At 45.2% G+C, this 20,520-nt stretch carries 21 protein-coding genes; 16 read left to right on the top strand and 5 right to left on the bottom strand.

The window, feature by feature from the left end; translation table 11 throughout:
- Positions 1–403: 403 nt before the first annotated feature.
- From AC59GT_RS16980 to AC59GT_RS17000, 5 genes are all read left to right on the top strand, one after another.
- Entirely contained in the window at positions 404–1,237 is an 834-nt protein-coding gene (locus AC59GT_RS16980) for a helix-turn-helix domain-containing protein (protein WP_497238727.1), read from the top strand.
- A gap of 72 nt (positions 1,238–1,309) precedes the next feature.
- Positions 1,310–1,849, top strand: coding sequence for a YbhB/YbcL family Raf kinase inhibitor-like protein (locus tag AC59GT_RS16985; protein ID WP_497238728.1), 540 nt, complete (start codon positions 1,310–1,312; stop codon positions 1,847–1,849).
- 1 nt (position 1,850) lies between these two features.
- Positions 1,851–2,225, top strand: coding sequence for a ketopantoate reductase family protein (locus AC59GT_RS16990; RefSeq protein WP_497238729.1), 375 nt, complete (start codon positions 1,851–1,853; stop codon positions 2,223–2,225).
- The gene (locus AC59GT_RS16995) at positions 2,225–2,770 is read left to right on the top strand and encodes a ketopantoate reductase family protein (RefSeq protein WP_497238730.1); all 546 of its coding nucleotides are present in this window, start codon (positions 2,225–2,227) and stop codon (positions 2,768–2,770) included. Before AC59GT_RS16990 ends, AC59GT_RS16995 begins: the two co-directional genes overlap by 1 nt.
- Before the next feature lie 3 nt (positions 2,771–2,773).
- The gene (locus tag AC59GT_RS17000) at positions 2,774–3,370 is read left to right on the top strand and encodes an amino acid permease (protein ID WP_497238731.1); all 597 of its coding nucleotides are present in this window, start codon (positions 2,774–2,776) and stop codon (positions 3,368–3,370) included.
- An 83-nt stretch (positions 3,371–3,453) separates the two neighbouring features.
- Here AC59GT_RS17000 and AC59GT_RS17005 read toward each other — a convergent pair whose 3' ends face one another.
- The 3 genes from AC59GT_RS17005 to AC59GT_RS17015 form a co-directional block, all read right to left on the bottom strand.
- Positions 3,454–4,056, bottom strand: a complete 603-nt coding sequence (locus tag AC59GT_RS17005) for a porin family protein (protein WP_497238732.1) — start codon at positions 4,054–4,056, stop codon at positions 3,454–3,456.
- Between the two features lie 67 nt (positions 4,057–4,123).
- Positions 4,124–5,191 (bottom strand): hypothetical protein, encoded by a 1,068-nt coding sequence (locus AC59GT_RS17010; protein WP_497238733.1) that lies wholly within the window; start codon positions 5,189–5,191, stop codon positions 4,124–4,126.
- Between the two features lie 932 nt (positions 5,192–6,123).
- The gene (locus AC59GT_RS17015) at positions 6,124–6,984 is read right to left on the bottom strand and encodes a helix-turn-helix domain-containing protein (RefSeq protein ID WP_497238734.1); all 861 of its coding nucleotides are present in this window, start codon (positions 6,982–6,984) and stop codon (positions 6,124–6,126) included.
- Positions 6,985–7,070: 86 nt separating this feature from the next.
- Here AC59GT_RS17015 and AC59GT_RS17020 point away from each other — a divergent pair, with 86 nt between their 5' ends.
- The 8 genes from AC59GT_RS17020 (at position 7,071) to AC59GT_RS17055 (ending at position 15,376) form a co-directional block, all read left to right on the top strand.
- The gene (locus tag AC59GT_RS17020; protein WP_497238735.1) at positions 7,071–8,006 is read left to right on the top strand and encodes an NADP-dependent oxidoreductase; all 936 of its coding nucleotides are present in this window, start codon (positions 7,071–7,073) and stop codon (positions 8,004–8,006) included.
- A gap of 24 nt (positions 8,007–8,030) precedes the next feature.
- Positions 8,031–9,155 (top strand): L-dopachrome tautomerase-related protein, encoded by a 1,125-nt coding sequence (locus AC59GT_RS17025; protein ID WP_497238736.1) that lies wholly within the window; start codon positions 8,031–8,033, stop codon positions 9,153–9,155.
- Positions 9,156–9,165: 10 nt separating this feature from the next.
- Positions 9,166–10,653 carry an L-dopachrome tautomerase-related protein gene (locus tag AC59GT_RS17030; protein WP_497238737.1) on the top strand — a complete coding sequence of 496 codons (1,488 nt, stop codon included), beginning with the start codon at positions 9,166–9,168 and terminating at the stop codon, positions 10,651–10,653.
- 102 nt (positions 10,654–10,755) lie between these two features.
- The gene (locus tag AC59GT_RS17035) at positions 10,756–11,628 is read left to right on the top strand and encodes an SDR family NAD(P)-dependent oxidoreductase (RefSeq protein ID WP_497238738.1); all 873 of its coding nucleotides are present in this window, start codon (positions 10,756–10,758) and stop codon (positions 11,626–11,628) included.
- Positions 11,629–11,661: 33 nt separating this feature from the next.
- Positions 11,662–12,498: a helix-turn-helix domain-containing protein gene (locus AC59GT_RS17040; RefSeq protein WP_497238739.1), complete on the top strand. Its 837-nt coding sequence runs from the start codon at positions 11,662–11,664 to the stop codon at positions 12,496–12,498.
- A gap of 151 nt (positions 12,499–12,649) precedes the next feature.
- Positions 12,650–13,471 carry an SDR family NAD(P)-dependent oxidoreductase gene (locus AC59GT_RS17045; protein WP_497238740.1) on the top strand — a complete coding sequence of 274 codons (822 nt, stop codon included), beginning with the start codon at positions 12,650–12,652 and terminating at the stop codon, positions 13,469–13,471.
- 108 nt (positions 13,472–13,579) lie between these two features.
- Positions 13,580–14,404, top strand: coding sequence for an oxidoreductase (locus AC59GT_RS17050; protein ID WP_497238741.1), 825 nt, complete (start codon positions 13,580–13,582; stop codon positions 14,402–14,404).
- Positions 14,405–14,485: 81 nt separating this feature from the next.
- Positions 14,486–15,376 (top strand): helix-turn-helix domain-containing protein, encoded by an 891-nt coding sequence (locus tag AC59GT_RS17055; RefSeq protein ID WP_497238742.1) that lies wholly within the window; start codon positions 14,486–14,488, stop codon positions 15,374–15,376.
- 155 nt (positions 15,377–15,531) lie between these two features.
- Here the strand turns inward: AC59GT_RS17055 and AC59GT_RS17060 are convergent, their stop codons facing one another.
- Both AC59GT_RS17060 and AC59GT_RS17065 read right to left on the bottom strand, forming a co-directional pair.
- Positions 15,532–16,536, bottom strand: a complete 1,005-nt coding sequence (locus AC59GT_RS17060) for an NADP-dependent oxidoreductase (RefSeq protein WP_497238743.1) — start codon at positions 16,534–16,536, stop codon at positions 15,532–15,534.
- A gap of 2 nt (positions 16,537–16,538) precedes the next feature.
- Complete coding sequence (locus AC59GT_RS17065; RefSeq protein WP_497238744.1) at positions 16,539–17,090, bottom strand: hypothetical protein; 552 nt, start codon at positions 17,088–17,090, stop codon at positions 16,539–16,541.
- Positions 17,091–17,213: 123 nt separating this feature from the next.
- Here AC59GT_RS17065 and AC59GT_RS17070 point away from each other — a divergent pair, with 123 nt between their 5' ends.
- From AC59GT_RS17070 to AC59GT_RS17080, 3 genes are all read left to right on the top strand, one after another.
- Positions 17,214–18,104 (top strand): LysR family transcriptional regulator, encoded by an 891-nt coding sequence (locus AC59GT_RS17070; RefSeq protein ID WP_497238745.1) that lies wholly within the window; start codon positions 17,214–17,216, stop codon positions 18,102–18,104.
- Positions 18,105–18,651: 547 nt separating this feature from the next.
- Positions 18,652–19,467, top strand: a complete 816-nt coding sequence (locus AC59GT_RS17075) for an SDR family oxidoreductase (protein ID WP_497238746.1) — start codon at positions 18,652–18,654, stop codon at positions 19,465–19,467.
- A gap of 71 nt (positions 19,468–19,538) precedes the next feature.
- Positions 19,539–20,441 carry a helix-turn-helix domain-containing protein gene (locus tag AC59GT_RS17080; protein WP_497238747.1) on the top strand — a complete coding sequence of 301 codons (903 nt, stop codon included), beginning with the start codon at positions 19,539–19,541 and terminating at the stop codon, positions 20,439–20,441.
- Positions 20,442–20,520: the final 79 nt, after the last annotated feature.

Below are 20,520 nucleotides of genomic sequence, written 5' to 3' on the forward strand. Positions count from 1 at the left end.
ACGTTTGAAGGGTTTTAGTGGTTTTTAATACCTGGGAGGACTTTACTCAGTTCTAAAAAACGATTGATGTTCAATGCTTTATATTTTTATATTTCTTAAATATTTCCAACCAGGTCTCTCAGTTTCAAAAGAGTAAAAAACACTGTTTCCCTTGTAATTCAACTATTACTTATATAACCATTAAATAGATGTAGTGGATTGACGCTGTATGTCTTTAAATAATAATGCCAGGCGTAGCATCGTTGAATTAGAACGAATGGGAAAATAGATATCTCCGAATGAATAGAGTCTTTTGCCTTAATGTTTGGATCTTCATGCGTTTTATGCAAGCAATCAACATTTAAGAATTCCTAAATAACTTTTACCTTGGTAGTCTTAATTCTATTTACTTTCAACAAAGCCAATGCAAGTCTTCAATGTGCCGGAAATAGTTACGGGTCATCCTGAGATCGAAGCGGGTAACATTCGTTTCGTTGATTACCGGGATAAAGGCGGTCCGTTCAGGAACCGTGTACTTTTCAAGACGTTTGCTTTCAGTTTTGTTCAGCATGGGCAGAAACTGATTTACCGCGCGGAGGGCAGCACCATTCTGCGATCAGGACACGGGATGTTGATACCCGAGGGCCATTCTATTATTGCAGAGCATAGCGATTCGGACGAGTCTTACAACAGTATCATCATTTTCTTCCCTGCCTCACTGGGTAAAGAATTCATAGCCTCCCGGAAGCCACAGGAGATGGGCAACGATCTTGTACCTTATATTCATTTCGGGATCGACGGTTACATTGACGAGTATGTTAAAAGTCTGAAAACGCTCATCAGCCGTGGACAAAGGCTTTCACCCGAATTAGCGGTAATTAAAGTAAACGAATTACTGACTGCATTATATGATCTGAATGCTAAACTGCTTGTCTCGCTGTTCAGCGACCGGCAAGACCTTTCTTTAAGGAGTGTCATTGAGCAAAACCTATTCAAAGAACTTAGCCTGGAAGAGCTGGCATTTTTGGCCAACCGCAGCGTCTCGTCCTTTAAGCGTGATTTTATTAAAATGTACGGTGTGCCTCCGCAACAATATATTCGCGATCGCAAGCTGGAAATGGCCGGAAAAGAACTACTCAAAGGGATGTCAGCCAGTGAAATTTATTTGGATTACGGTTACCAGCATTTATCCATCTTCAACACGGCGTTTAAACGCAAGTTTGGTTTAACCCCATCAAATTACCGGTCTGCCACTTAATCTGAACTTTTTGCAAAATGTTTTGAGCTCCGCGCAATAACAGGGTGATATGGTTAGCACCCATATTTGGGCATGAAAAAGATGTTCATCCTTGTTTGCTTTATTAATCTTTACAGCAGTCTTTTTGCACAGACGTTTACGCTGGCCAGTAAAGACCTGGGCGGGCAATTTACCCATGCGTTTGTGGCCGGCAACTTTGGTTGCCACGGCAAAAATCAGTCTCCGGAACTGCACTGGTCCCACCCGCCATCCGGAACCAAAAGCTTTGCGGTTACCATGTACGACCCTGATGCACCAACCGGTAGTGGCTTTTGGCATTGGGTGGTTATCAACATACCGGCTTCTGCCACGCAACTTACACAAGGTGCCGGCAATACCGACCTTAAGCTTTTACCTGCCAGTAGCCTGCATGGCCGGAATGATACGGGCGGACAGGGCTACCAAGGCCCGTGCCCTGACGGCGATATACCGCATCGCTACCTCATCACGGTTTATGCCTTGAATACCGACAAGCTTCCGGCGCCGCCAAACGCAACCGCAGCTTTAACGGGTTTCCTGCTGAACAAGGCGGCTATCGCAAAAGCATCGCTTATCGTGTATTGCAAGAAATGATATGGCGGAGCGCATTTATATTATCGGCGCCGGTGCCATCGGCAAAGCCCTTGCTGTTTGCCTTGCAAACGAAGGAAAAGACGTGGTATTAGTAAGAAGTAGTCTGGATCGCCAGCCTGACGAGGTAGAAGCCATCAGGCTAAACTTACCCGACGGTTCAATGCTCTATGCAGATCTGGACGTAAGAACATTCAGTTCCCTAAGCGAATCCAACAGTATTTTCGTTGTTGCCAGTAAGTCATTCGCTAATGGAGTAATTGCCGAAAAGTTAAGAAAGGTAGCGATAAACGCACCTATAGTGTTGCTTCAGAATGGCTTGAACATTGAGAGACATTCCAAAGCGATGGGTTCACTAATTTATACCGCTGCGTGTTGATGGCCACCAGCCAGTTCACTAGTGCAAATGAATTGCGATTCCGGACGGTCACTGCCAGTCCAATCGGAAGCATCACCGATGAGGCTATTCTTAGCAAACTGATCGTCAACAAACTTGATACGACCTGGTTTCCATTCCGGCAAGAGGATAATATTAACAAACTGGTTTGGCAGAAGGTGATCGTCAACTGCGTTTTTAATTCAGTTTGCCCTTTACTAGAAGTAGATAACGGTGTTTTTTACCGGGATCCTTCAGCGATGGGAATCGCAAACCGCATCATTGATGAATGTATTGTGATCGCTAGACGGTCAGCCATAGCACTCAAGCAGGATGAGATCAGGGAAACCTTGCTATCGATCAGCCGTGCTTCAGACGGCCAATTCATTTCTACCTTACAAGATATTCGAAACCATCGGCCCACCGAGATCAATACCTTAAATCTCGAGGTAGCCGCCATTGCCGGTTCCTTTGGCTTGAAAGACGAAGTTACCATCACCCGTACCCTGGGAGAACTTACCGCACTTAAATCAAAACTAAACCGCTGATATATGCCCTCTGTTTGGAAAAAGAAATCAATCAAACTTTTGCTTGAAGAGACTGGTGAAAGCAAAGGCCTTAAACGAACACTCACTGCCTGGTCACTCATTGCACTCGGCATAGGCGCGGTTATAGGCTCGGGCCTGTTTGTAAGCACGGCAACCGCCATTGCCGACGATGCTGGACCCTCCGTAACCATCGCATTTTTTGTGGCAGCTTTGGGCTGCGCATTAAGCGGCTTTTCTTATGCCGAACTGGCCTCGGCTATACCGGTATCCGGCAGCGCCTATACCTATACCTATACTTATGCCACTATGGGCGAACTGGTGGCCTGGATAATTGGCTGGGACCTGATTTTGGAATATGCCGTAGGCGCCGCTACCGTAGCCATATCCTGGAGCCAGTACCTGAACAACTTACTAGTGAATGTACTGCACTTGCCCGCCATCCCGTATGCACTTTCGCATTCGCCGTTCCAGCAGGCGGCAACAGGTGCTCACGGGCTGATCAACCTGCCGGCCTTAATCATTATTGTATTGGTGAGTTTACTGCTCATCAAAGGCACACACGAATCGGCTATCATAATTACCGGGAGTACTTTCGATTGAATCCATTACCAGCGTAACCAAATGTTTATTGGTCTGAAGGCGGACAGGTACGCGAGCACCTGTCCTGACCATCAAACTTAATGCTATTGAAATTTAAATCCTGCCGTAAGGCTGAAAATATTGGCCTTTTGTCCTAATTCTGGATTCACTTTCTTTAAACCAAGGCTGTATCTTGCATCCAGTGTAAGCGGACCTATGTCCACACCTGCATTCAGTGCAGCACCTGCCGAGAATTTTTTATAGTCAAATCCTGCCGGGGCAACCGGCTTTTTTAGGTTATAGTACAGGTCCGGGCCTGCCGATACCCTGAAATTGAAATCACTGGTGTTCACAACTTTGTATCCCACTAACAAAGGCACATTCAATTGTCTGAATTTTGCTTCGTAAGAATTCGCATTGAAGCGGTACTTGTCGCTGAAGGTCACGTAGTTCAGCTCGGGCTGGAAGAATACGTTATTACCAACCCTGGCGAAAACGCCTGCGTTAAAGCCGATTTTGCCGGACTTGTCGGTTACCGCATTGAGACCGGTTTTCAGCGTAGAGAAATTCACACCGGCCTTGACGCCGAAATTTACTTCTGAAGCTGACTGCGCTTTCGCAGTAGTGATGCCAAGCAGCATCACAAATGCGGCTGCTGTTAACGATCTGATCATTTTCATGTTGTCTGTTTTTTTGTTTGTTTTCATGTTATGTACTTGTTGATTAAAGGCTTCTGAGATTTATTGGATAAGTTACCGTTCTTGTACACTGAGCTTAGAGCAGGGATACCTTAACACCGGCGGTATAACCGAAGTAGAATCCGTACAGATCACGTCCGTTATTTCTTGACCAACTAGAGATATAATTGCTCGTTAACTTCCGGCCATCGTCTGTATTCGTGTTCATGTAATTGATTGACGGCCCGCCAAAGAGCTCTATGGCTGGCGTGATCCTGAAGGCAGGCATCAGGCTGAATGACGATTTAAAATATTCACCCGATTTGAAGCTTTGGATACCGCCACCAACAAGTTCTGCGTTAAGTGCAAAAGTTTTGATCTTTAATACATGAGCTCCAAGACCGGCCTCAAAGGCATACTTGTCGCGCTTGTTCTTGAAATTATAGCCGGTACCAATGATCCCGTAGATCGTTTTGCCACCCGTGCGGTAAGTCAGCATGAGCGTCCTATTCTCATCAATGGTCAGGCCAAGTGCCTGTTCACCGTTTTTAGAAATGTTAATGATTCCGATTTGGGTCGAGGCACTATCTGCTACATTGATAAAGCCCAGCTGCAGGCCCCTTACCTTTTTCGCTGTATTTAAAAATCCGGCGACTTGAAGGCCTTTTACATTTCCGGCTATATTTACAAGGCCTGAAACCTGCAATGCGGAGATGTTTCCTCCCTTATTTAAAACGCCGCTGACCTGGGTACCATTACCATTCGAACTGATGTTGGTCAGACCTGCAACAGCAACGCCGTTTCCGCCTGCGTAGCTGTTGAGAAGGCCGGCTATGAGTGTACCGTTTGCATCCTTACCAACATGATTACTAAGTCCCGCTATCTGCAAGCCTTTAGCATGCTGTTTTATGATGTTGGATGCCCCGGCAATCGTAACACCCCGTTCTGCTGCCGAAACGCCGGCTAACAGATTCAACGAAAAACTATTGGTATCGCGTGGAGCATTTTTGCCATTGCTGCTCAGGGGATACACCGGGCCGATATTAGTATGCGGGTGGGTGGTTGTTTGTGCATGAATACTGGACTGAATGAATAGGAGTATGGCAGTTTTCCAGAGAAGGGCAGTTACACTCCATTTTGAAGATTGAGATTTGATATGGGTCATTTGTTGCTTATTTAAGGATAGGTCACATTCAGATAAGCTTACCCTGACTCACATATTTTTTATTTTAATTAACCGTTATTGAAAATGTAAAAAGACAAGGCTATGGAGATTAGCCAATTGAAATCGCCATAAGATTCACTGGCTTCTTAAGCGTCGGTCAAGCTTTGGCATTATCAAAATTTGCGACCGAGCTGTTGCATATTTATAGCGACCGATTAGTTTCATAATAATAAAGCACCTAAGATGAGGCGTGTCATTTTTCAGGCGGTGGCAGATCCTTACCCTTTACCAGTGCGACATTCAAACCGACTTTTAGAATGTTAAATGATTATGCATTAAGTATACACCTAAGTTTGTTAACCGTATTTTCTTTTTGTTGGGGCATACGCGCTATATCGTCTGGGCTTATGTTATAGAACGTATGGTCACCTTAGACTGCAGGCGCTTAGCATCCATAGCGGGAAGAAACCCGTCTAATTCAACAGACAGGTTACTGCCTTCATGAGTTGGAAAATTAAATTAGATGCGCACCCGCATAAGGGTTCAGGCAAGCGCCGAATATTATGAATTATTCTGAGGCGATAAACTTGTCGTACAGGGAACTTTGGACATGCATACCTGAGCGCCAGTCTTTTGGACACTTGTATCTAATTAAGTTATCGAATAAACTTTCACATGAAAACTAGTTTTAAGCATCCATTAGCTATCGAGCGGTAAGTGTAATTCTGTTCACCTAGCACCAGCGTGTATTTCAGGGCCTAAAAGTATCCGGCAAAAGATTTTAAATGGCCGGTGTCTCCATTGTAAATAATTCGTTATCGCCTAACTGATGGATTCGTTTTGTTTCTCGTTTTTTCGTTGATAGAAACGTTTCATTTTCTGATCAACGAACAATATGTTAATCTGATGAGGGTTGTGATTTGTCAAACAGGTCAATCAAGGAGCGCTGAAAATCTCATCGAATTTTTTGTTCGGAAAGCTTTCGGACTAATTCCTTTGTTATTCCTGAAAAACTTGTTCAGGTGACTTTCGTCCGTGAAGCCAAACTCATCTACGATCTCACCCAGCCTTTTATCGCTATGGATTAAGCGGTGTTCGATCAAGGTCTGCCGGTATTGCGTGATGTACCTTTGCAAGGTACTGCCGGTATGCTGTTTGAAATACTTGCCCAAGTAATTGATAGATACATTGAACTTTTTGCACAGGTATTCTGCGCGAATCTTATCCGGATAGTAGATATTCGCCTGTATAAAATTCAAGATATTGGCAGCTCTTTGGTCCGTATTTTCAGAAAGCTCCAAATGCAGAAACTTGGCTATATTCCGAGCCACCAGCACGATCATCGTATTGACATATTGTTGAATGAGTTCCTGGTTATAGATATCGCGGTTTTCATACTCCCGGATGATCGCGTCGACCAGCGGTTTGACCACCTGTTTATCCACAATATTCTTTAAAATGCAGCCGGGCTTATGGTTGGCATTTTGAAGAATAAATTCCAATTTCTGCACATTACTGGTCAGTATTCCCGATTCTCTGATATAAATATCATTAAAACGCAAAAAGAAAAAAGTCGTCGTCGTTTGCACTTCAAAAGAATGGCAATCTTCCGGCGTGATCAGGAACATATGTCCGGGAACATAAGCAAACTGACTTTGGTTAATGCATTGTATGCCTGTACCTTCCACAATATATACCAACTCGAAAAAGCTGTGCTTGTGTCCGGCCCGTGGACCTTTATCTAAGGTAGCATACTCAATGGAGAACGGCGCATGTAAATCCTCGCGTTTCATACTTGTACTGATTTATGGCAAATTTATACCAAAGGAATTGAATATGTCAAGTATAATTTTGCTTTCATAAAAATATAAATAGAATTATGAAAGCATTTATCATCGATAATCCTGGCGAGGTTAGCCAACTGCAAATTCAAGAAATCGCGATACTATCACTTCAAATCGGTGAAGTACTGGTACAGGTTAAAGCCATTAGTATCAACCCTGTGGATGTGAAGAGCCGTGCAGGTAAAGGTGTTTATGGGCGCATCAAAGACCAAAGCCCATTGATATTAGGCTGGGATATTTCCGGCGTCATTACCGAATCTAAAGCGGAACAATTTAAAGCAGGTGACGAAGTTTTCGGCATGGTGAACTTCCCTGGTCATGGTAAAGCCTATGCGGAATACGTGGCCGCACCTGCTTCGCAACTGGCTATCAAACCCACTACTATCTCACATGAAGAAGCTGCGGCTTCTACGCTGGCCGCCTTAACCGCTTACCAGGCGATGGTGCATCATGCCAATTTACAAACTGGGCAAAAAGTACTGGTACACGCAGCCGCAGGTGGCGTGGGCCATTTTGCCATTCAACTGGCGAAACACCTGGGTGCACAGGTAACCGGTACCTCATCTGCCAGAAATAAGGAATTTATCCTGAACCTGGGTGCTGATGAGCATATCGATTATACCAGCTATGACTGGGCTAATCATCCCGAAGAATTTGACTTTGTACTGGATGGCGTTGGCGGCGATACTATCGACAAATCAGTTTTGGTGACCAGAAATGGTGGTACCATTATCAGTATTCCAACCGGACTGAATGAAGCCGTGACCGAAAAGGCCAAGGCAAAAGGTGTGCATGGTTATTTCATTTTAGTTCAATCCAATGGAGATGACATGCAGCAAATTGCAGCGATGCTGGAGAAGGGTATTTTAAAAGCACATGTTTCGGCTACTTATCCCTTCGAGCAAATGGCTGCCGCACACCTACAAGTTGAAAGCGGCCGCACCGTTGGCAAAGTAGTCGTAACCCTGTAAACTCACATTATTCAATTGAACATCATGAGAAATTTAATGATTATTGCCGTTGTTGGATTATTCCTGGCGGCGTGCGAGAATAACCGGCAAAAAAACTTACCACAAAACGCAGAGAAAGCCGATATATCATCAGCCATATCACTCGAAGAAGTGTTTGCAGATAGCACCTATCAATTGACGGGCGTTGCGGTGTCAGCCAATGGCCGGGTGTTCACCAATTATCCCTATTGGCTGGATCAGCACAGTTATTCTGTAGTTGAGGTAAAGAACGGCAAACCCGTGCCTTATCCGGATAACAACTGGAACAACTTCAAAAAAGGGGATAACGGGCAAAATAAATTTGTTTGCGTACAGTCCGTCGTTACAGATGACAAAGGCTTCCTGTGGGTAGTGGATGCTGCGGGCATCGGTTTAAGTTCAGTCTACCAGCAAAGTAATAAGGTGGTGAAAATAAACTTAGCCACTAACAAGATCGAGCGCATCTATCACTTCCCGCGAAATGTGGCCGGAGCTGATGTTTACCTGAATGACATCCGTATAGATAACAAGAATGGCTACGCCTATATGACCAGTTCATCGGGAGGAGGCATCGTAATACTCAATATCAAGACAGGTGATTCACGATTTGTACTGGGTAATCACCCGTCCGTTAAATCTGATGCGGCTTACCACTTCTCACCTGACGGAACCGAGCTGGTTAAAGGGGATGGAAGCGCCTTGAAGGTGAATTCCGACGGCATTGCGTTGACACCGGACCACCAGTGGCTGTACTATAAACCGCTTACTGATGATAAGTTGTACCGGGTGCGCACAACGCTACTTCGCAATTTCTCAACTCCTTTGCAAACCATTGCCGACAGCGTAAAAGACCTTGGCCATTTTGTGACTACCGATGGTATGATCTTCGACAAAGCGGGCAATCTTTACCTGGGTGACCTGGAAAAAAGCAGTATCGTGAAGATCACGCCCGATCTTAAAATGCAAACGCTGGTGACTGACAAGGCCCGGCTGATATGGCCTGACAGTTACAGCATTTCTGATGATGGCTATTTGTATATATCGGCTTCTCAGATCCAGCTCATGCCCTGGTTTCACAAGGATGGCAATAAGATCCAGCGTCCCTTCAGGATCTTCAGGTTAAAAATTTAAGCAGCGGACCATGAGGAAATTAACGTTTGCATGTATATTAATGCTTTGCTTATCTGCCCGTGCGCAGGAACTACAGCATTTTAGCTTAAAAGATCTACCTGCCAAGCAACTTAATCCCTTGCTGACAAGGAGCACGATTTCCGGTGAATCGGGTACTATAGGCTATTTTATTTATCAGAAAGGAGCTATGGTACCTGTGCACCAGCATGCCAATGAACAATATTCGCTCATTACAAAAGGTAGTGTAAGCGTATCTATTGGCGGGAAAGACATCATCGTCAAAGCCGGCGATGGCATCATCATACCCGCCAATGTGCCGCATAGCTTCACGGCGCTGGAAGACGGGACGCTGGATATCGATTTCTTCGCACCCGCGCGTATGGACTGGCTTGCTGGTAGCGATAATTATTATGCCACAACCAGTAGTCAGCAGGAAAAGAAGCCATGGAACGGACAAGCCATCCAGCCGGAGATATATGCAGAAGTAAGGGAAGCGGTCGGTAACATTGCATTTACTCCGCAGGGAGAACTGGTGTACAGCAACCACCCTTTCTTCAATCCGAAGATAAGGGTCATGAAATACGATGCTAAAAACAAGCAAAGTACACCCTTCCCCAATCTGGAGTGGAATACCCCACGCAGTACAGATGATCATTACCTGAGCAATGTGCTCGGCATCCGCAATGATGCCAATGGCATTATCTGGATGCTGGATATGGGGCAGCGCAACGCCATCACGCCGAAGATCGTAGGTTGGAATACCCGAACAGACAAACTGGAAAAGATATATTACCTCCCGGCGTCCTCGCTGATTAAAGAATCCCAACCCAATGATATGGTTGTGGATATTAAACACGGCGTATTTGTGATCGCAGACGAAGGGATCGGTCAGGGAGGCGATGGCAGCAAAGCAGCACTGATCGTCGTGGATATGGAAACCGGATCAACGAGGCGACTGCTGGAGGGTACGCGGACCACGCGACCGGAAAATATCCCATTAGTCATCGGCGGAAAGCAGCTTAAAATAAAAGGGAAAAACCTTTTAGTGGGCTGTGATGGCATTACAGCAGATGCCAGTTTTGAGTGGCTCTATTACGCTTCGCTGAACGGCTCTAAAGTTTACCGGGTGCAGATGACAGATCTGCTCGATACAAGGTTAACAGGGAATGAGTTGGATAGACGGGTAGAAATGTATTCGGCTAAACCCAATAACGGTGGTTTGAGCATTGACATGGACGGCAACTTGTACCTCACGACTATGGAAACGAACAGCGTAAGCGTCATCCTGGCTAAGGACCGTAGCGTACACCAGCTGACAGCCGACAGTAAACTGCTCTGGCCGGATGGTGTGAGTTATAATGCGGCTGACGGATTTATGTATGTATCTGCCGCACAGGCACAGTTGGGTGCCGCATTTAATGGCGGGGTGAATAAAGCGAAAGCACCCTTTTACATTTTCAGGTTCAAACCACTGGTTGCCGGTGTGCCCTTCAAATAAGTACGTGTTGGTATGAATGATATTTTGAACAAAGTAAAATTGATATGCTGAACAAAACCTGCCACGCGTGGTCTGTCTAACTTTGCTAAAAATCATATCATCATGAAAACAGGAAGCAAAGTATGGTTGCTAACCGGAAGCGGTAACGGCCTGGGCCGCAATATCACGGAAGCAGCGTTAACTGCTGGACATACGGTGATTGCGACTGCAAGAAATATAGCGCAATTAGCCGACCTGAATGCTGCAAATCGCGAGCGGCTAGTGGTTGCTGAGCTTGACGTCAACAATGAGCAACAAGCAGCCGATGTCGTAAAAGCTGCAGTTAGTCAATTCGGCCGTATAGATGTGCTCGTGAATAATGCAGGTTATGGCGATAACCGTCCGTTTGAGCAAGTACCCGCTGAGGAGTTCAGAAAACTGGTGGAAACCTGCTTTTTCGGTGTCGTAACACTGACCAGGGAAGTGTTGCCTTATATGCGCAAACAAAAAAACGGGCATATCATACAGATATCTTCTGCAGGCGGCCGGATGGCTACGCCAGGCAATGCGGCTTACCATGCCGCCAAGTGGGCCGTAGGCGGCTTTACAGAAAGCCTGGCACAGGAAACCGCGCCCTTTGGCGTGAAAGTTACGGCTTTGGAGCCGGGCGGCATCCGGACTGGCTGGGGAAAAAAGGCATTTGCCAATCCTGTTGAACTACTACCGGAATACGAACCCACAGTAGGCGCTACAATCAAGTTCCTGGAGAATTACTGGGGTAATGAGAACAGCGATCCTGAAAAAGTGGCACAAATTATTTTGAAGGTCAGTGAAGTGGATCAGCTTCCGCCGCATATCCTGGTGGGAAGCGATGCCTATCATCTGGTTAAGGAGAATACGGAAAAAACCTGGAAAGAGGCTGAGAAATGGAAAGAAGTAACGGCATATGCAGATGTCTCTGGGACGACGCTTATTCCGGATTTTATGAAAAGCTAACTAAGCAACGGTGCAATGCTATAAATTTGAATAATGACGGAAAGGAAGCAAAATACACATGCAGAAATACTGGTATCCTGTGTAGATGAAAAGTATTACAAGGCAGAGGTCGTATCGGATCACCATGTGCTGATGAAGGTAATTTCCGGGGAAATGAGAATCATTCAGGCTGACTGTTCCTACACGCTTGCGGCAGGTGATATTCTGCTGGTGCCGCGTAACCAATTATGCTCAGTGATCAAAAGGGCTAAAGAAGGACGTCCATACCGGTCGATAGTGGTCCTGTTCAAGCCGGATCGGCTGGCCGCTTACTATGCTGGTAAAGCGATCAAAGCAGGTTCGCCAGCAAATACGAAACTGAGAACATTTGATCCGCATCCTTTGCTTGAAAGTTATTTCGCTTCCTTATTACCCTATTTTGAACTGAATCAAGATCTTCCGGAGGAGATCACAACCTTAAAAGTAAATGAAGGCATCAGTATATTGCGCACGCTGGCCCCGGAGGCAGACGCCCTTCTGTCTGATTTTTCTGAACCGGGCAAGATCAACCTGGCCGCGTTTATGGAAGAGAATTTCATGTTCAATATGCCGCTGGAAAAGTTCAGCTACCTGACCGGCCGAAGCATCGCGACCTTCAACCGCGATTTCAGGAAAGCCTTTCACACCACGCCCCAAAGGTGGCTTACTTCAAAGCGGCTGAAACATGCGCATTATGAGCTATTGGTAAAACGCCGCAAGCCGGTTGAGGTTTATCTGGAAGCAGGATTTGAGAATATTTCCCACTTCTCATTCGCCTTCAAAAAACAATTTGGTTATGCGCCGACAGAGCTGCAGGCGGATAGAGCGAACTTTTCTAATCAGGCAGAATAATGCTGTAAAATTACCACTGCAATATTTTATGAACGTGATAGATTACTGCCCCAGGTAAATCTGTGCTATTCTTCCCGACAAACGGGTTATTTATCCGGCGGAAATCAACCCACCTTTGAAATATCAAAAACAACAAAAAAATATTTCAATCATGAGCAAGACAATTTTCATTACCGGCGCATCAAGAGGATTTGGTAAACTTTGGGCAGAAGCTTTTTTAGAACGCGGAGACAAGGTAGCTGCTACATCACGCAATACCAGCGGCCTGCAGGATCTGGCCGACAAATACGGTGACCGCTTTTTACCGATAGCGTTAGACATCACCGACCGCGAAGCCAGCATGGCGGCGGTAAACGAAGCACATCGTTACTTTGGCAGTTTGGACGTAGTGATCAACAACGCAGGTTACGGTGTGTTTGGGGCTATTGAAGAGATCAGCGAACAGGAAACCAAGGACATTTTTGGTGCCAATGTGTTTGGTACCTTGTGGGTTACCCAAGCAGCGCTACCTATATTCCGTGAACAAAACCATGGTCACATTATCCAGTTGTCAAGTGTGCTTGGTGTATGGACGCTGCCAACGCTGGGCATTTATAATGCGACCAAATTTGCGGTGGAAGGCTTGAGTGAGGCCTTAGCCAGTGAGGTAGCCGAATTCGGCATCAAAGTGACACTAGTGGAGCCTAATGGTTATACTACCGATTTTGGCGGTGCATCAGCAGTGCAAAGCAAAGCCATTGCTGCTTATGATGCTATCAAAAATGGTTTAGGTGCTGCCGAAGGTCTGCAGCCTGACGATTATGGTAAACCTGAGGCTACTGTGCCGGCTATCTTAAAACTGGTTGATGCCGAAAACCCCCCGTTACGCCTCTTTTTAGGCAAGTTAGGCTACACTAAAACCAAGCGCGTGTACCAGGAGAAACTGGATACCTGGAAAGCTTGGGAAGACGTTGCTGTAGCGGCTCACGGTTGATCAACTGCTCAAACACGCTCTATCCTGTTAATTGCATAGAGCGTGTTCAAATCGGCTTTCGCAAAATATTACATCATTGAAATCAATAATCACGCATAAGAAAAAATCATGTCAAAGATAATTTTCATTACAGGTGCCTCAAGAGGATTTGGTAAACTTTGGGCCGAAGCCTTTTTAAAGCGCGGCGATAAAGTAGCAGCAACTGCACGTAATTTACCAGCCTTAGACGACCTGGTGGCCACCTATGGCGACAACATTTTACCAGTACAATTAGACGTTACCAACCGCGAAGCTGTTGTAAAAGCGGTTGATGAAGTGGTTGAGCATTTCGGCAGAATTGATATCTTAATTAATAATGCCGGTTACGGACTCTTCGGCACGGTTGAGGAAACGACCGAAGAACAGGCCAGGGCACAAATGGAAACCAATTTTTTTGGTTTGCTTTGGGTAACACAGGCTGTTTTGCCGGGAATGCGTAAACAAAAAAGCGGTCACATTATCCAGGTATCCAGCTTTCTGGGCCTAACCACCTTGCCGATGCTCGGCTTGTATAACGCATCCAAATTTGCCGTGGAAGGTTTGAGTGAAACCATTGCCCGCGAAGTAGCGCACCTGGGTATTAAATTTACTATCATTGAACCTAACGGCTTTGCAACAGAATGGGCAGGTAATTCCGCTATCCAAACTACGGCAGATATTTCTGATTACGCCCCTGTACGTGCTGCCTTTGCCGAAAGCGGTGACAACCCGGACACCTGGGGTAAGCCGGAGGCTACCGTAGCAGCTATTCTAAAAATTACTAACAGTGATAATCCTCCATTAAGACTGTTGTTAGGTAAAATTGCCTACCACGTAGTTGAAAATGAGTATACTAAAAGATTGGCTGAGATCAAAGAATGGAAAGAGGAGAGCGTCGCTGCACACGGCCATTAACATCAAAAACAAACCGGATATTGCAGCGCTAAGCAATATTTGGTTATTTGGTAATAATAACGCCTTACACCGAATTATGATATGAAACATTACAGCACACTCGCGGACCTCCATCAAGGCAACGGCTGGGCACCACCTGAACACCCGCTATTCAGCGTATTAGGCTGCCAGCGCGACTGTCCGCTAGGCGACCGGGAGTTTACCGCTGACTGCTATATGATCGGCTTTAAAAAGGTAAAATCTGGCGTGATACTTTATGGCCGTACCAAGTATGACCATTCCAACGGTTCCATGATGTTTGTCAAACCCCGGCAGATCATCGAGATGAAGAACCTGGAGTTTGAGGAGAAAGGTTTTATGCTGCTGGTACATGAAGATTACCTGAACGGTCACGAACTGCACCAGGCCATGCAAAAATATGGGTATTTTGATTACGAGGTCAATGAAGCATTGCACCTTTCGCCAAGAGAAGAAGCAGTGATGTGGGAATTGCACGATAAGATCAAGTCAGAATACGAAAATAATCCGGACGAGTATAGTCGCGACATAATATTGGGTCATGTAGCATCGGTACTGATGTACGCACAGCGTTATTACAAGCGACAGTTTATTAACCGCACAGAGGTGTCCGGAAAAACGGCGACCCGGTTTAACGAGGCTCTTCAGGATTACTATCAGAAAGGGTTGCTGCAAAGCCAGGGGCTGCCCTCTGTTAGCCAGCTTGCAGATAGCCTGTTTGTCTCCCCGCGATACCTGAGTGATCTGTTGAAACAGGAAACCGGCAAAACAGCAATGGACCTGATCCATATATCCTTAATCGGTGAGGCAAAAAACCTCCTGCGGGAAGGGCGGCAGGGTGTGGCCGAGATTGCGTACCAGCTTGGTTTTGAAAATAGTTCCTACTTTACCCGGCTGTTCAAAAAACAAACGGGTATGAAGCCGCTTGAATTTAAAAAATTGCATCTGAACTAAGCGGTAAAGTTCAACGCCCAAAGCTCATCGTTTAACTGAACCAGGCATCCGACCAGTTTTCACCCATCGTTACACCGGGCTTGAGCGTTTGGTTATAGTATATCCAGCTTTGGACATAGGCTTTCAAAGACACGACCTCGTTAGTTAAATACTCATTAAAGCTTGACAATCATTTTACCTTCGTTCTTTCCCTCGAAAAGCCCGACAAATGCCTCCGGCAAACGGTGGAGACCATTCAACATCGTTTCTGCATAACGTAGTTTTCCTTCTGCTAACCATTTTTGCAGTTGAGTAATGCCTGCAGGAAATTCATGTTTATAATCCGCGATCAGAAAGCCCTGAACTAAGAGCTTTTTGTAGACGACAATGGGCAACAACCGCGGTCCCAGATCGATTTCCATTGCGTTATAGCTGGATATGGAACCACAAACCACCACCCGAGCATGATCATTCAGGTTTGTGAAAACGCCGTCAGAAATATGACCACCCACATTGTCAAAATAAATGTCCACTCCTTCAGGGCATGCGCATTGTATAACCTTGCTCATATCAGTAACCGCACGATAGTTAATGGCCTCTTCGAATCCAAGTTCATCCTTGATAAAGGACGCCTTTTCATCCGAACCGGTAATGCCGATAACCCGGCAACCCATCAGCTTGCCGATCTGCCCGGCAATACTTCCCACTGCTCCGGCGGCTCCCGATACCACGATGGTTTCATCCGCTTTGGGCTTGCCGATATCTCTCAGTGCAAAATATGCAGACAAGCCGGTTGAGCCCAAAACGCCCAGGTAAGCACTTAACGGGGCACCACGTTCATCAATTTTAGTAAGATTTGTACCGTCCGATGTTACATGATCTTTCCATTCCAGGAACCCGATCACGTGCTCGCCCTCTTTAAATCCAGGATGCCTGGATGCTGCTACTTTGGCCACTGAACGGGAGTACATCACATCACCTGCATACAGCGGCGGTTGGTGTCCGCCGGCCATTTTAGCCCGCAAATAGGGATCAACTGATATATAAAGTAATTTCAAAAGCAAATGTCCGTCTTTGATCGGCGGTAAAACCTCCTGTTCTAATGAAAAATCAGTCACTTTTGGTACCCCAGCAGGCAGGCTGATCAGCCGGACCAGCCTGTTGTTGATGGAAGCTTTCATACTCATATACTGTAAGTGCCGGTCAACGCTTTATGCTCAATACTTTTGGCGAACAAGGGGGTCTCCTCGTGATTATGCACGTCTGAAGCGGCCTGGCGTGCGGCAGCCGCCTGCGCCAGTGTAACACCATTACCTTTGATGAATTCGAGGAATTCAGGTGTGGCTGTAGCGTGAATTTCATTGGTGTACTCGCAGGTATTTTCATCAATGGCTTTAGCTTTCAGTTCCCAAAGGACCTGAACTTTGCTGCGGCCATTCTTACCGATCACGTCGGATAAGGAAAGCATACGGCAGTAATCAGACCTATGCTCGGTGGCTACATAATGCTGAATCACTAAAGCATCCCCGATCATCTCTACATTAATAGACATCGGCTGTCCATCGTATGTAGTGGTAGCACCTGCGGCAATATGATTGACAGAGCATTTTTGATATTCAGCATCAGGCAGATTGAGCAACCAGTCGGCTATATTTACTTTTTCGATAGGTGCATTGATGATCGCTTTTACTACAGAGTGAGATAATGCATTTTCTAGCGTTTGTTGGATTTCCATAATCATTGTTTTTTGTTTACAATTCAAATGTCGGAGCATTTTATTAATCGTCTAAACTCTTTTTTTCGATGTTCTAAATCGATAAAAACGATTTTGATTATCTTGTGAAACTTCTGTAAAAAAATGGAATTACGTCAACTTAAATACTTTATCAGAGCAGCTGAACTCAATAATTTTACGGAGGCTGCCAACCAGTTGTTTATCACGCAGAGTACTTTGTCCCAGCAGATCAAGCAACTGGAAGATGAGCTGAGTGTATTATTATTTGACCGTTTAGGTAGGCGAGTGCGGTTGACAGAAGCCGGTGCTTTGTTTCTGCCTTATGCGCAGAAGGCGGCGAAATATGCGGAGGACGGCAAGAATATACTGAAAGACCTGATGAACCTGGAGACAGGCTCCTTAATTATTGGCGTTACTTATGGTTTGATACATGTGCTTACCAAAGCCATCGCTGACTTTAACGACGGCTACCCGGGCATCCGCTTACAAGTGATATTTGGCACCACAAATGAACTACTGATGAAGTTGGAGCAAGGGAAGATGGACCTGATGTTATCCTTCCTGCCCGTACAGCAAAATACAGCTCATATTTCTGAAAAACTCTTTTCCTCGTGCCTGGCGTTGATCGCTCATCAGGAACACCCCTGTGCAAAAAACAAGCAGTTGAATTTAGGGAAACTGATATCATTGCCCATGATCCTGCCTTCCAGCGGCTACAGTATCCGCAACTATTTTGATCAGATACTAGCAAAACATAAACTTAAAATGGAAGCGCAGATGGAGGTAAACGATATCAATATGTTGCTGCAACTGGTGAGCACCGGTAAATGGTGTACCATCCTGATGGGTTCATCCGTCTATCAGTATCCGGAACTTAAAGCGATAAAGATCACGGGCGATGGTATGCGCAGAGATGCCACGATCACCTGGCCCTTGCATGCTTACCGAAAAAAAGCAGCGCAACTACTGAAAGATATGCTTCGGCTCCATGCTGCAGATTATCACCTCTTGTAACAAAGTTGATTTTAGAGCTGATGTCAAGTAGCATATAGCTGTGTCACATGCATCCCTTCGATCATTTACTTTGTTAAGTTATCTGCTTTCTGTTTCCGTTAGCGCAGCGTGTATACCCTCCCGTTGTTCTTTCAATAAGACAAGTAGCCGGCATAATCGGTAAAGCGAAATGCATTGATCATACTTGAGAATAGCCGACCGCTCGCCTGCACAAATTGAACAGCGCTTCTAGCTCCAGGTTATTTGTTGACTCTTACAGCCCACTTTGCCATTGTTCACCGGTTTCAGTATTTCTTTAAGGTCATTAATGACCTCTTTACCGAAGATGATTGAATGTTTCCAAATCAATGTTGATTATACATTATAATCTGCCAAAAGTCATCCACCAATCATGATAGCATTTATGGACATTTGAGGTATCTGCAATTACTGATCGCATCAATATCTGGGTATAATCAATTAACAGAGAAATCAACAAGTGATACCGTGAAATGTATAAATGTAGGTCACTTACGCTTCCCATCTTTGCCTTACAAAACTGAAAATCATGAAACAGACCGTTTTAATAACCGGAACATCATCCGGATTTGGCAGGGAAACAGCTAAACTTTTTCAACAAAAAGGCTGGAACGTTATTGCTACTATGCGATCACCAGAAAAAGAACAGGAATTGAATTTGCTGCAAAATGTGCTGGTTACGGCGCTTGACGTACAGAAACCCGAGACTATCGCGGAAGCGGTAAATGCAGGGATCCAAAAGTTTGGAAACATTTCTGCCCTGGTGAACAATGCGGGTTACGGTCTTATGGGCGTTTTTGAATCAGCTACCCCGGAACAAATCAGGAAACAATTTGAGGTGAACGTATTGGGCATGATGGCGGTTACGCAGGAAGTGTTACCTTACTTCAGGAAGAGTGGGGAAGGTGTAATCGTTAATCTGTCCACTTTCGGCGGGGTTACGGGACTACCGTTTACCAGCTTGTACGCCAGTTCCAAATTTGCGGTTGAAGGTTGGTCTGAAGCGCTTTCACATGAATTGTTTAAATTGAATATCGGTGTTAAAATTATCGAACCGGGCGGTGTACATACTAACTTTAGAGAAGGCCTGGACGTCATTGCCAATGAAATTGCTGATTACAAGCCGTTGCAGGCGCAATTTTTCTCCAGATATGCGAAGCCGACCGAGCACCTTTCCAAAGCGAGTGCAACAGATGTAGCTAATGTTATTTTTACCGCAGCTACTGACAAAAGCAGTAAGCTCCGTTATGTTGTAGGTGACGATGCGCAGTTGTACATTGATGCCAAGCAGAAGCATAGTGAAGAAGAACTGGTCCAAACCATAAGGGACTATTTCATTAATTAAGATTATCTTCCCCCGGCGCATATATATGGCTTGGGGGAAGAATATCGTTACGTTTAGGTAAGTGTTTTCATATGAAGCAAGATTACAAGGAAATTAAAACGATTAGTGACGTACATCGCTTGTATAATTGCGGCAAACCCAAACATCCGCTGATTACGGTAATTGACCTGACCGAAGTAGATCGGGACAGGTCGAATGAAGACATCTTTTTTCAAACGGGGTTTTATACCATTATGTGCAAGAAATTTGACGGTGTACTAAAATATGGCAGATCGCATTATGATTTTGAAGCAGGGACACTGATGTTTACATCCCCTAACCAGGTAATCTCGTCCAGTCCCGATACCAAAGTCTTAGAAGGCTGGGGATTGTTTTTTCATCCTGATCTGCTGGCCGGAACAGAACTTGGCAAAAGAATTTATCAGTATTCCTTTTTTCATTATGGTACAAATGAGGCTTTGCACCTGTCTGAAGACGAAAAGATGATATTGGTGGACTGCCTGAACAAGATCAAGCGGGAGTATGACAACAATATTGACAGGCACACGAATGACTTGATTGTTGACAATCTGCAGTTGGTATTGAACTACTGCAGCCGGTTCTATGACCGGCAATTTTTGACGAGAAAAAATACCAACAGTGATTTGGTACAGGAGTTTGAACGCTTGTTGCTAAATTGTTTCTCAGAAAGCGTTTCAAAAGAGCAACGTTTGCCAGATGTCAGGTATTTTGCGTCAGAACTAAATTTATCTCCTAATTACCTTGCGGACCTGCTTAAACGATATACCGGGAAGTCAACGTTGGAACATATCCATTTACAATTGGTAGAAAGGGCAAAACATTTGCTTTGGAGTTCACAGCAATCGATTAGTGAGATCGCTTACGAATTAGGCTTTGAGCACCCTTCACACTTCACCAAACTTTTTAAGAACAAGACGGGATACACGCCGCGGGAATTTAGATTTAAGACTTAATTGAAAGTACCACTTTGAGCATTGATATAAACTGATACGGCTTTATACTTTGCAAAGTACGTCATAGATTAAATCGTAT

Source organism: Mucilaginibacter sp. 320_HR (assembly GCF_059691875.1).

Excerpts from the sequence above, each read along its gene's own strand:
- AC59GT_RS16980 (WP_497238727.1), top strand. The coding sequence starts at position 404 with ATGCAAGTCTTCAATGTGCCGGAAATAGTTACGGGTCATCCTGAGATC.
- AC59GT_RS16985 (WP_497238728.1), top strand. The coding sequence starts at position 1,310 with ATGAAAAAGATGTTCATCCTTGTTTGCTTTATTAATCTTTACAGCAGT.
- AC59GT_RS16990 (WP_497238729.1), top strand. The coding sequence starts at position 1,851 with ATGGCGGAGCGCATTTATATTATCGGCGCCGGTGCCATCGGCAAAGCC.
- AC59GT_RS16995 (WP_497238730.1), top strand. The coding sequence starts at position 2,225 with ATGGCCACCAGCCAGTTCACTAGTGCAAATGAATTGCGATTCCGGACG.
- AC59GT_RS17000 (WP_497238731.1), top strand. The coding sequence starts at position 2,774 with ATGCCCTCTGTTTGGAAAAAGAAATCAATCAAACTTTTGCTTGAAGAG.
- AC59GT_RS17005 (WP_497238732.1), bottom strand. The coding sequence starts at position 4,056 with ATGAAAACAAACAAAAAAACAGACAACATGAAAATGATCAGATCGTTA.
- AC59GT_RS17010 (WP_497238733.1), bottom strand. The coding sequence starts at position 5,191 with ATGACCCATATCAAATCTCAATCTTCAAAATGGAGTGTAACTGCCCTT.
- AC59GT_RS17015 (WP_497238734.1), bottom strand. The coding sequence starts at position 6,984 with ATGAAACGCGAGGATTTACATGCGCCGTTCTCCATTGAGTATGCTACC.
- AC59GT_RS17020 (WP_497238735.1), top strand. The coding sequence starts at position 7,071 with ATGAAAGCATTTATCATCGATAATCCTGGCGAGGTTAGCCAACTGCAA.
- AC59GT_RS17025 (WP_497238736.1), top strand. The coding sequence starts at position 8,031 with ATGAGAAATTTAATGATTATTGCCGTTGTTGGATTATTCCTGGCGGCG.
- AC59GT_RS17030 (WP_497238737.1), top strand. The coding sequence starts at position 9,166 with ATGAGGAAATTAACGTTTGCATGTATATTAATGCTTTGCTTATCTGCC.
- AC59GT_RS17035 (WP_497238738.1), top strand. The coding sequence starts at position 10,756 with ATGAAAACAGGAAGCAAAGTATGGTTGCTAACCGGAAGCGGTAACGGC.
- AC59GT_RS17040 (WP_497238739.1), top strand. The coding sequence starts at position 11,662 with ATGACGGAAAGGAAGCAAAATACACATGCAGAAATACTGGTATCCTGT.
- AC59GT_RS17045 (WP_497238740.1), top strand. The coding sequence starts at position 12,650 with ATGAGCAAGACAATTTTCATTACCGGCGCATCAAGAGGATTTGGTAAA.
- AC59GT_RS17050 (WP_497238741.1), top strand. The coding sequence starts at position 13,580 with ATGTCAAAGATAATTTTCATTACAGGTGCCTCAAGAGGATTTGGTAAA.
- AC59GT_RS17055 (WP_497238742.1), top strand. The coding sequence starts at position 14,486 with ATGAAACATTACAGCACACTCGCGGACCTCCATCAAGGCAACGGCTGG.
- AC59GT_RS17060 (WP_497238743.1), bottom strand. The coding sequence starts at position 16,536 with ATGAAAGCTTCCATCAACAACAGGCTGGTCCGGCTGATCAGCCTGCCT.
- AC59GT_RS17065 (WP_497238744.1), bottom strand. The coding sequence starts at position 17,090 with ATGGAAATCCAACAAACGCTAGAAAATGCATTATCTCACTCTGTAGTA.
- AC59GT_RS17070 (WP_497238745.1), top strand. The coding sequence starts at position 17,214 with ATGGAATTACGTCAACTTAAATACTTTATCAGAGCAGCTGAACTCAAT.
- AC59GT_RS17075 (WP_497238746.1), top strand. The coding sequence starts at position 18,652 with ATGAAACAGACCGTTTTAATAACCGGAACATCATCCGGATTTGGCAGG.
- AC59GT_RS17080 (WP_497238747.1), top strand. The coding sequence starts at position 19,539 with ATGAAGCAAGATTACAAGGAAATTAAAACGATTAGTGACGTACATCGC.